The sequence below is a fragment of the Brevibacterium sp. VCM10 genome (genome assembly GCF_000583215.1).
Classification (GTDB): Bacteria; Actinomycetota; Actinomycetes; order Actinomycetales; family Brevibacteriaceae; genus Brevibacterium; species Brevibacterium linens.
On record NZ_JAJB01000028.1, the window covers coordinates 91,028 to 100,872 of the forward strand.

General features: G+C 65.8%; 10 protein-coding genes. 5 read left to right on the forward strand and 5 right to left on the reverse strand.

What is annotated here, in order from left to right:
* Positions 1–8: 8 nt before the first annotated feature.
* The 3 genes from AD89_RS0108530 (at position 9) to AD89_RS0108540 (ending at position 3,642) form a co-directional block, all read left to right on the forward strand.
* Positions 9–1,310 (forward strand): carboxylesterase family protein, encoded by a 1,302-nt coding sequence (locus AD89_RS0108530; RefSeq protein WP_025778181.1) that lies wholly within the window; start codon positions 9–11, stop codon positions 1,308–1,310.
* 89 nt (positions 1,311–1,399) lie between these two features.
* Positions 1,400–2,506 carry a winged helix DNA-binding domain-containing protein gene (locus AD89_RS0108535; RefSeq protein WP_025778182.1) on the forward strand — a complete coding sequence of 369 codons (1,107 nt, stop codon included), beginning with the start codon at positions 1,400–1,402 and terminating at the stop codon, positions 2,504–2,506.
* Positions 2,507–2,526: 20 nt separating this feature from the next.
* A complete protein-coding gene (locus AD89_RS0108540; RefSeq protein ID WP_025778183.1) occupies positions 2,527–3,642 on the forward strand; it encodes a diacylglycerol/lipid kinase family protein in 1,116 nt (371 codons plus the stop codon).
* Here AD89_RS0108540 and AD89_RS0108545 read toward each other — a convergent pair.
* The 3 genes from AD89_RS0108545 to pdxS are packed head-to-tail and all read right to left on the reverse strand — an operon-like array spanning position 3,625 to position 6,657.
* Entirely contained in the window at positions 3,625–5,187 is a 1,563-nt protein-coding gene (locus AD89_RS0108545; RefSeq protein ID WP_025778184.1) for a helicase HerA-like domain-containing protein, read from the reverse strand. The genes AD89_RS0108540 and AD89_RS0108545 overlap by 18 nt on opposite strands.
* 10 nt (positions 5,188–5,197) lie before the next feature.
* Positions 5,198–5,779, reverse strand: coding sequence for a pyridoxal 5'-phosphate synthase glutaminase subunit PdxT (pdxT, locus tag AD89_RS0108550; RefSeq protein ID WP_025778185.1), 582 nt, complete (start codon positions 5,777–5,779; stop codon positions 5,198–5,200).
* Positions 5,776–6,657, reverse strand: a complete 882-nt coding sequence (pdxS, locus tag AD89_RS0108555; protein ID WP_025778186.1) for a pyridoxal 5'-phosphate synthase lyase subunit PdxS — start codon at positions 6,655–6,657, stop codon at positions 5,776–5,778. The genes pdxT and pdxS overlap by 4 nt, the downstream gene beginning before the upstream one ends.
* Before the next feature lie 219 nt (positions 6,658–6,876).
* Here pdxS and pdxR point away from each other — a divergent pair, with 219 nt between their 5' ends.
* Positions 6,877–8,271 carry a MocR-like pyridoxine biosynthesis transcription factor PdxR gene (pdxR, locus tag AD89_RS0108560; protein ID WP_035320259.1) on the forward strand — a complete coding sequence of 465 codons (1,395 nt, stop codon included), beginning with the start codon at positions 6,877–6,879 and terminating at the stop codon, positions 8,269–8,271.
* A complete protein-coding gene (locus AD89_RS0108565) occupies positions 8,268–8,657 on the forward strand; it encodes a hypothetical protein (protein ID WP_025778188.1) in 390 nt (129 codons plus the stop codon). The genes pdxR and AD89_RS0108565 overlap by 4 nt, the downstream gene beginning before the upstream one ends.
* 26 nt (positions 8,658–8,683) lie before the next feature.
* Here the strand turns inward: AD89_RS0108565 and AD89_RS0108570 are convergent, their stop codons facing one another.
* Both AD89_RS0108570 and AD89_RS0108575 read right to left on the reverse strand, forming a co-directional pair.
* Positions 8,684–9,328: a 4'-phosphopantetheinyl transferase family protein gene (locus AD89_RS0108570; RefSeq protein WP_025778189.1), complete on the reverse strand. Its 645-nt coding sequence runs from the start codon at positions 9,326–9,328 to the stop codon at positions 8,684–8,686.
* A 3-nt stretch (positions 9,329–9,331) separates the two neighbouring features.
* Positions 9,332–9,790, reverse strand: a complete 459-nt coding sequence (locus tag AD89_RS0108575) for a LapA family protein (RefSeq protein WP_035320260.1) — start codon at positions 9,788–9,790, stop codon at positions 9,332–9,334.
* Positions 9,791–9,845: the final 55 nt, after the last annotated feature.

Here is a 9,845-nt window from a genome sequence, read left to right on the forward strand (position 1 = left end):
CCGACCGAATGGAGGAGACACGGGACATCGCCGCCCCGTGCGGACGTGTGCGTGCCCACGTCTTCGACGATGTGATCCGCGCACGGGGCATCCGCTATGCCCGCGCAGGCCGTTTCCTCCCTCCCGTCGATGAACCTCCGGTGGACGTCATCGACGGCGGTCAGCCCGGCCCGGCGAGCCCGCAGCTGCGCCGCGACCCGAACGCCGGAATGACCTTCGACCAGCTCGGTGGGCTTCCCATCAGCGAAGACTGTCTGCGCGTGAGCGTGACCATGCCGAAGGGCACCACCACCGAGGCGGGGCTGCCCGTCCTCGTCTGGATCCACGGCGGAGCCTACGTCGCCGGTGCCGGAGACGCGGAGATCTACAATCCGCACGCCCTGGCCGCCGAGCAGAACATCATCGTCGTCTCCGTGACCTACCGCCTCGGGGTCCTCGGATACCTCGGAACCGGGCGAGACGAACACCTCAACCTCGGAGTGCTCGATCAGATCTCCGCACTGCGCTGGGTGCAGAGGAACATCTCCGCGTTCGGAGGCAACCCGGACAATGTCACGGTCGCCGGTCAGAGCGCCGGAGCAGACGCCTGCGCGCACCTCATGATCGCCGACGGCACCGCAGGACTCTTCCGACGGGTGCTCATGGCCTCAGCCCCCTTGGGACTGGCCGGCGGCACGGACGCAATGAACTGGGCGATGGGGAAAGTCGCCCAGAAGATCGACCCGGCAGCCGGCGTCGATGACATTCTCCAAGCGCAGGAGGAAGTGCACAAAGCCGCCCTCGTCGGAGGCCTGCACGCCGGAATGTGCTTCGGCGTCCGCTACGGTCAGTACCCTTTGCCATCACGCTCGAACGCAGCCGAAGCCTGGGCTGCAGTCGCCCCGAAATTCGACGTCCTCATGACCCGCACGGAACGCGAGATGGCCTTCTTCGCCGGCTTCGTTCCCGCTCTGCGTCGCCTCCACGACCGCACACTGACCTCCCCGATGCTCGAATCCCTCATCTCCGGCATCACCTCGGCGGTCTACACCCGGGCCGGACGCGAATTCTACGACCGTCACCGGATGTCCGGCGGTCAGGGCGCCCGCCTGCTCATCGTCTCCCGCGGAGACGGCAGCTTCTTCGACGCCGCCCACTCCGGAGACCTCCCGCTGATCTTCCCCGGCGAGATCTGGCACGACTCCTTCCTCGACTACGGAAAGACCACCGATGTCGCCGGTCCCGAGCTGCGCCGGATCTGGGGAGAGTTCGCCACCTCGGGCTGCCTGCCGCGCGTGCGGGTGCCCGGCCTCATAGACATCATGGGCTGAACGATTCAACTGCACGATCACCGTCCTGCGTCCCCGGTCTGTCGTCTTTTCACAACTGTCGTGTCACCGGCGTGCACTACCGTTGGATCATGGACGCACATCAGATCTCGGCAGCCCGTCTGATCTCACAGGGACTCGTCGGTCCTCCGCCCTCATCCCCAGGAACCGGCCTCTCACCTGCCGGAGCCGTCGTGGAACATCTCGGCTGCGTCCAAGCGCAAGCCCTCGGCGGAGCGCTGGTCTCCGTCGCACTACGGCTGGGGCCCGACCTCACCGCGGGCGTGGCCGCCGTCCGAACCGCCATCGATTCCGGAGAGATCGTGCGTTCGTGGACTCAACGCGGCACCATCCACCTGACCACGGCCAAGGACATCGGGTGGATCCTCGGCCTCACCGGGGCGCGGACCATGAAATCCACGGCCAAGCGGCGTGAGCACTTCGGCATCACCGACGCCATGCTCGACACTGCAGCCGAACTCGCCACAGCAGCCATCCGGGAACGGGGACCGCTGACGCGCGACGAGCTGCTCGACGCATTCGCTCCCATCGGCGCCGGAGACGAATACGGCCACGCCCGGTACCTCATCACCTCCCTGGCGCTGCAGAACATCATCGTCCAAGCCCCCATGATCGAGGGCAAGGACGACATGAAATACGTGCTCATAGCCGATTGGGTGCCCACACCTGCGAAGTTGGACGCCGACGCGGCCGACCACGAATGGATGAGACGCTTCGTGACCAGCCACGGACCGGTCACGGTCGACGACGCGGCACGCTGGACGGGACTGCCGAAGACGAGGATGAGAAAGGCCATTCAGGCCGGAGTCGATGCCGGTGAGATTGTGAGCTCCGATATCGACGGCACCGACTACGTGCACGCACCGGATCTGGAGGGCCGGCTGGCCGAATGGGAGGCTGCGGCGCAGGAGACCATGTTGCTGCCGGGATTCGACGAGATCATCCTCGGCTACAAGGATCGCAGCGCCACGCTCGACCCGGTCCACGAAAAACTCGTTGTGCCCGGCGGCAACGGAATGTTCAAGAACACAGTTCTGACCGGCACGCGTGCGCGCGCCACGTGGAAGCGATCACCTCGCAAGACCGGTCCGCGAGTCCTTGTCGACACATTCCCAGGGGAGAGAGTCGACCTGGAGGCCGTCGAATCGGTGAGCACAACCCACCCGGCCTTCGTCTGAGAACGCAATCACGACCGACGATGGACGAACTCAACACGACACGCACACCGTTGGCCGGCCGGGTGGCCGAGACTGACAGGCCGGGATCGACGCCGCAGAACATCTCCGTCGGAATCATCCTCAACCCCAAACACCCGGCGACCCTGCGGGCGTATGCCGAACTGGTGCCGGAACTGCGCAACGCCGGCGCGCACTACCGAAGCATGACCACCAGCGTCGAACGCTCCGGTCGATGGCAGGCCGCACAGCTCATCGCGTGGGGAGCCGACACTGTCATCATCCTCGGTGGTGACGGCACCATCCGTGCGACAGCCCCCGTCCTCGCCGAGGCAGGGACTCCCACATTCCTCATCCCGACTGGGACCGCGAACGTGCTCAGCCGCCATATCGGCCTCCGATCCTCCAGACATGCAATCGATCTGTGCGTGCGCACGCTGCCATCGATCTCCCGCGACGGTCAGATGAACCTGTGTGGCATCCCGATCAATACTGCAGATTTCCAGACGGCCGATGGCAGACGGCATCGCACCGACTTCATCAGCCTCGCCGGAATCGGGGGAGATGCCCGGGCCGTGGCCCACCACCGGTCCGCTCCCGGACTGCTCGGCTACGCCTGGGGAGCCGCGCGAGCCCTCTTCGCCGCGGACTTCACCGCGAGCACGGCAGACAGCGCAAGCATGAGGGACACCGCAAGCATCAGGGACACCGCAAGCATCAGGGACGCCGCAAGCATGAGGGACGCCGCCGGTATGAGGGACACCGCCGGCGCAGGGGAGGCAACCGCCTCGGGGCCGGTGTGGTCGGTGATGGTCTCGAAAGTGGCCCGGCCCGCAGGACCCATCGCCGTGTTCCCCGAGGCGCGGATCGGTGCTCAGACCTTCTCCATGCTCACCGTCGGCCCGTTCCCGCGCTCACCCATCGAGCGATGTCGAGCCTGGGCAGAAATCGCCGCAGCATGCCTGCGGGGCAGACCGGACGCTCACCGGCTCATGGACTATCGCAGTACGACCGTGACGACAGTCGCGGTCGAACCACCGGTCCCGGCTCAACTCGACGGAGACTTCATCGGCGACTGCCTGGAACTGCGGGTGAGCACCGGCGAGAAGACACTGCTGGTCTCAGCGCCGACGGCGTGAGGTGCCGAAGATTCCACGTGCGATCTCTCGTGCCGCGGTCCTTGCGAACTGTTTGAACGCCGATGACTTCACGACCTGAGTGAACAGATTCTCATCGTCCTTCTTCGCCGTCTTCTTACCGCCGGCACCGGCCTCCTCCGGGAAGTCGATCGTGTCGTTCGGTGCTGACTTCTGCTCCTCGGCGTGGGCTTCGGCCCCTCCTTCGAGGCGTTCGGCGAGGATTTCGCGAGCCGATTCGTTGTCGATCGCGGTGCCGTACTTCTCGTGCTGAGGCGACGCCGCCACAGCCGCTTTGATCTCGTCTTCGCTCATCGGCCCCATCTTCGACTCCGGAGCCCGCATCCGCGTCGGCGCCACCGGAGTCGGAGCGCCATCGGGGTCCATGACGGTGACCACGGCTTCGCCGATGCCCAGTGATGTGAGCAGCTCTTCGAGGTCGTAGCCGGACTTCGGGAAGGTCTGCACAGTTGCCTTGAGGGCCTTGGCGTCGTTGGGTGTGTGCGCCCGCAGCTGGTGCTGAATGCGTGAACCCAATTGTGCGAGCACATCCTCGGGAACATCCTTCGGCGTCTGCGTGACGAAGAAGATGCCGACACCCTTCGACCGGATGAGCCGCACCGTCTGCGTCACCGACTGGAGGAAGGCCTTCGACGCGTCGGCGAAGAGCAGATGCGCCTCGTCGAAGAAGAACACGAGGGAGGGTTTGTCCGGGTCGCCGACCTCCGGCAGATCCTGGAACAGGTCGGCCAGCAGCCACATGAGGAACGTGGAGAACAGCGCCGGCGACTGACTGAGCTTCTGCAGCTCGAGCACGGAGACGATTCCGGCACCGTTGTCGTCGGTGCGCAGCAGATCGGCGGTGTCGAATTCCGGTTCTCCGAAGAACACGTCGCCGCCCTGAGCGGCGAGTTCGGAGATCTTGCGCAGGATGACTCCGACAGTGGCCTTCGACGCTCCGCCGATGCCCTCGAGGTCTGCCTTGCCCTCGTCGGAGGTGAGGAAGGTGAGGACAGCTTTGAGATCCGAGAGGTCCAGCAGCGCCAATCCTGCCTGATCGGCATAGTGGAAGACCAGAGAGAGTACAGATTCCTGAGTGTCGTTGAGTTCGAGCACCTTGGCCAGCAGGATCGGACCGAACGAGGTCACCGTCGCCCGCAAGGGCGTGCCCAGTCCCGAATCCCCGAGAGTGTAGAACTCGGTCGGATTGCCCTTGGGCTGCCAGTCCTGACCGGCGGCATCGAGGCGCTTGCGCAGCTTGTCGGATTCGACACCGGCAGCGCCGATGCCCGACAGGTCGCCCTTGATATCGGAGGCGAAGACCGGCACCCCCGCCCGGGACAGCTGTTCGGCGAGCACCTGAAGAGTCACGGTCTTTCCGGTTCCCGTGGCCCCGGCGACCAGTCCGTGCCGGTTGAGCATGGACAACGGGATGGAGATCGGAGTCTCCTTCGAGGGGTCCTCACCGTCGAGGGCGACCCCCAGGTCGAGGGTCGGCCCATCGAAGGTGTATCCGTCTTTGAGTGTCTGCAGTGCCTGCTCAGTCATGAGTCAATCTTTACACAGCAGCACCGAGGTGGTGGAGGAATTCTGCATGGATCCGCAGGTCCGTTCCCAGTTCCGGATGGAAGCTGGCTCCCCACACCGACCCTTGCCGAACGAGGACGGGCACATCGTCATAACGGGCGAGCACCTCGGTGTCGGGTCCGAGCTCGAGGATCTGCGGGGCCCGGATGAATGTGCCCTCGACCGGTTCGTCCAGGCCATGGACAGTCAGCGGAGCGGTGAAGGACTCGCGTTGTCGACCGTAGGCGTTGCGGGCCACGGTGACGTCCAGGCCGCCGAGGCGGTCGTACCCGCCCAGCGAATCGTCGCTGAGCCGGTCGGCCAGGAGAATGAGCCCAGCGCACGTGCCGAAGACCGGCAGACCGCCTGACATCCGTTCGCGCAGTCTCGCGAAGAGATCCGTGCCGGCGGCGATGCGCACCATGGCTGTGGACTCTCCGCCGGGAAGGATGAGTGCATCGAGGCCGGCGAGGTGTTCGGACTTGGTGACCCTGAGGGTGTCGACCCCCAGCGAGCCGAGCATGAGCAGATGCTCACGGAAGGCTCCCTGGAGGGCGAGGACGCCGACTCTCACCAGCCGCGCTCGGCCAGGCGGTGCGGTGCGGGGACATCGGCGACGTTGATGCCGACCATCGCATCGCCGAGGCCGCGCGAGGCCCTGGCCACTGCGTCAGAGTCGTCGAAGTGCGTGGTCGCCTCGACGATGGCCTTCGCGCGAGCCTCCGGGTTGCCGGACTTGAAGATGCCGGAGCCGACGAAGACGCCGTCGGCACCGAGCTGCATCATCATCGCAGCATCTGCCGGGGTGGCGATGCCGCCGGCGACGAAGGTCACGACGGGCAGACGGCCGAGGCCGGCGACCTGCTTGACCAGATGGTACGGGGCGGCGATCTCCTTGGCCGCGACGTAGAGCTCGTCGTCGCTCTTCGCCCCCAGAGCACGGATCTCGGAGTTGATGGTGCGCAGGTGGCGCATCGCCTCCGAGACGTCGCCGGTGCCCGCTTCGCCCTTCGAGCGGATCATCGAGGCGCCCTCCTGGATGCGGCGCAGCGCCTCACCGAGGTTGGTCGCACCACAGACGAACGGCACCTTGAAGACGGACTTGTCGATGTGGTTGACATAGTCGGCAGGGGAGAGGACCTCGGATTCGTCGATGTAGTCGACACCGAGGGTCTCGAGAATCTGGGCCTCGACGAAGTGTCCGATGCGGGCCTTGGCCATCACCGGGATGGATACGGCACCGATGATCGAGTCGATGAGGTCGGGGTCGCTCATCCGCGCAACGCCGCCCTGTGCGCGGATGTCGGCGGGGACGCGTTCGAGGGCCATCACGGCGGAGGCACCCGCGGCCTCGGCGATGCGTGCCTGCTCTGCGTTGACGACGTCCATGATGACGCCGCCCTTGAGCATCTCAGCCAGTCCGGTGTTGAGCAGGGTCTGTGTTTCGGTCATTGTGGTGCAAGTCCATTCACTGTCGCGGAGTCGATCCGGGTCGCCGAGGGCGAACAGAACCGAGCGATCTCGGTCTGCTGCCCAGCGTCGGAGGGATCGTGTTTCTTCGGAGTGAACGGCCGTTCCAGACCAGCCTAAACCGATGAGTGGCTCAATCAGAGAGCCAGAAACATGCCAGTATTTTAGGCCAGATGACCATGATCGTTCTATGATCGACGGATGGTCACGAAATCGCGGCACGGCACCCGGGCCGAGGGCATCGCCCTGCCGGTGAACGTCGACAGGCGACTGCCGACTCCGCTGCCGGATCAGCTCACTCAGGAGCTGCGTCGTCTCATCTCGGACGGGACTCTGCACCCGGGGGACGCGGTGCCCTCGAGCCGTCGTCTGGCCACACACTTGGGGATCTCCCGCGGCAGTGTGGAGACAGCGTATGCGCAGCTCGCCGTGGAAGGGTTCCTCATCGCCGCCGAGCGTTCGGCGACGCGGATCAATCCCGAGCTGCCGGCCGCTTCGACACCTGTGCCTCAGCGCAGAAGCATCCCGGACTCGCCGAGGCGGCGGCTGCGCAACTATGTCGACCTGCGTCCGGGATTCGGCGGTGACGATCCTCTGCGTGAGCCGGCATTTCGCCGGGCGTGGAGGCAGTCGCTCGACGTCGATCCGGGGCCGATCGATCCCTTGGGCCAGCCCCGGGCCCGGTGGGCGATCGCTGACCACCTGCGGCTGACGCGTGGGATGGCCGTCGATCCGGACGAGATCATCCTCACCAGCGGGTCTCGCGACGGTCTGCGTCTGCTGCTGAGCGTCGGCGTCTCCGGGTCCATCGCCGTGGAGAACCCCGGATTCCCCGGTCTGCGTCAGGCGATGACCGACCATCATCTCGTGCCCCTGGACATGGTCGGTTCCTCGCCGGCACCGGCCGATGTGGGTGCGGCCGTCGTGACACCGAATCACCAGTTCCCGCACGGAACGCCGATGCCGGTCGACCAGCGTGCGCGTCTGCTCGATTGGGCGGCGCGGGGTGATGCGCTGCTGATCGAGGACGACTACGACAGTGAGGCACGGTTCACCCGCACCGTGCTGCCGACCCTCTTCGATCTCGCCTCATCGACCGGCAGCAGCGCACAGGTCGTCCACATCGGCACCTTCTCCGCTCTGCTGACCTCGGCCGTATCGACCGGGTACGTGATCGCTCGCGGACCGATCGCGGAGCGGCTCATGAGCATGCGCGCGGCCCTCGGACCGGCGTTCTCACCGATTCTGCAGATGGCCATCGCCTCCTACCTCGGCTCCGGTGGGCTGCGCCGTCGCATCTCCCGTGGTCGGCGACGACTCCGGGCCGCCGAGGAGGTCGTGTCCGAGATCGGGCCGATTCCCGGGCTGGTCCACGACGGTCGCACGCTCGTCATCGAAACGTCTCAGGAACAGGCCGCGACACTGCTGCGCGGGCTGGCCGAGCGCGGCATCCTTGTCGCCTCTCTGGCCCGCGGCTGGACCGGCGGCGATGAAGTCAGGCACGGTCTGGTCATCGCACATTCGAATGTCGAGGCGTCTGTGCTGCGGGAGGCCTTGGGAGAGGTGAAGACCCAGTTGAGTAGGATTCAGTCATGAGGAATTCCGGGTTTGCTGTCGACGGCATCATCAAGCTGCTGCTGGCCGTGGCCGGCTTCATCTTCCTCGGTGGGCTCGAGGACTTCTTCCTCGCCCCACGCTGGCTGGTCATCACCGCTCTGGTGCTGCTGTTCCTCAGCGCCGCCACCCAGATCTCCTATGCCGTGACCAAGGGAGAGAAGCGCTATCTGAGGTTCCCGATGGTCTTCGACGCCCTTGTCATCGTCGCTGTCGTCGTCGGCCTCATCCTCGCGGCGGCGAGCAATCCGGCCGGTGCCTGGATACTCTTCGGACTTGTCGGTGTGGGCTCATTGGGCATCGCCGTGGTCTTCACGACCGGCGAGAACGGCCCGTCGTTCAGCGACGACGAGGCGCAGACCTCCTGAGCGGGGCGAAGCGTGCGGCGGGGCGGTCAGCGGTTGAAGGCGATGGCCGCGATATGACCGTCCGGAATGCCGTCGGCGAGATCGTGGATGTCGACATCAGGGTGCGGTGAGTTCGGGTGCGGCCCGGCACCGATGTAGTCGAGACCGGGGTCGCGAGCCAGGCCGGTGCTCAGTGCTTTGAGGAAGGCTTCGGTCCGCGCCCACACGCGGACGAAGCCGGCAGCGAAGTCGTCGTCGGGAAGCTCGTCGAGCTCAGCCCGTTCTCTTTCGTGAAGCAGCTGCATCGCCTCAAGGGCGACCCCGCGCTCGGGGATCGGTTCGATGTCGAGTCCGACCGGATCGTCGGAGACGGCGACGAGGACGAGGCGACGAGACCGGGACACCGAGAACTCGCACTCGTCGTGGCGCGGTTTGCCCGCTGAATCGAGGCGGATCTCGATCGCAGCGGGATCCTGATCCAGATGCGCTCCGAGGACGTGGCGGAGGACGACACGGCCGGCAGACCAGGTGGCGGCCGCCTCGGCGTCGAATTCCTTCGCATAGTTGCGTTCCTGCTCGGTGAGCACGGAATCGTCATCGCGCGCCCACGCCGCCTCTGCCGAGGTATCGGCGAGGACGAGGGTGACGGGAAGGTCTGTGCGCAGTTCGGTGAAGCTGGGGTGGTGCGCCATCGATCAGCGGCCCAGGGCCTTGTTGATCTTCTTCAGTTTGCGGCCCAGGACGAAGATCCGCACCGAACCGATGATCCCGGCGATGAGGATGCCCCCGATCGCAGCGAAGAGCATGGCCACGCCCAGGGGCAGTTCGAACTGCCAGCCGAAGTACTTGAACTCGGCCGGGACGTTGTTCTGCAGAATGAAGATGAGCAGCAGGACGACGATGACGGCGCCGAGGATGAGGGAGATCCACATGCCCGCCGACATTCCCGACCCCGCCTTCGTCGACGGCAGCTCGCCGGCCTGCTCGGACGGAGGCTGCGTCTGTTCATGCTGCTCGTGCGGGGGCAGCTCCCGAGTCTGGTCCACAGCAGCGATCTCGCCCGTCGCGGGAGTATCGCTGCCGAGGACTGAATCGGTTTCGGCCAAGAGCTCTTCGGGCGTCTGCGAATCGCCACGCGGGTCTTGAGTACTCATGTGCCCATCATATCTGCTGATGGGGCGGTGAGGTCAGGAACACAGAACGAGTCCC

Coding starts and splice junctions, on each gene's coding strand:
- pdxR (WP_035320259.1), top strand. CDS start 6,877: ATGGTCACGAAATCGCGGCACGGCACCCGGGCCGAGGGCATCGCCCTG.
- pdxS (WP_025778186.1), bottom strand. CDS start 6,657: ATGACCGAAACACAGACCCTGCTCAACACCGGACTGGCTGAGATGCTC.
- AD89_RS0108530 (WP_025778181.1), top strand. CDS start 9: ATGGAGGAGACACGGGACATCGCCGCCCCGTGCGGACGTGTGCGTGCC.
- AD89_RS0108575 (WP_035320260.1), bottom strand. CDS start 9,790: ATGAGTACTCAAGACCCGCGTGGCGATTCGCAGACGCCCGAAGAGCTC.
- AD89_RS0108545 (WP_025778184.1), bottom strand. CDS start 5,187: ATGACTGAGCAGGCACTGCAGACACTCAAAGACGGATACACCTTCGAT.
- AD89_RS0108565 (WP_025778188.1), top strand. CDS start 8,268: ATGAGGAATTCCGGGTTTGCTGTCGACGGCATCATCAAGCTGCTGCTG.
- AD89_RS0108570 (WP_025778189.1), bottom strand. CDS start 9,328: ATGGCGCACCACCCCAGCTTCACCGAACTGCGCACAGACCTTCCCGTC.
- AD89_RS0108540 (WP_025778183.1), top strand. CDS start 2,527: ATGGACGAACTCAACACGACACGCACACCGTTGGCCGGCCGGGTGGCC.
- AD89_RS0108535 (WP_025778182.1), top strand. CDS start 1,400: ATGGACGCACATCAGATCTCGGCAGCCCGTCTGATCTCACAGGGACTC.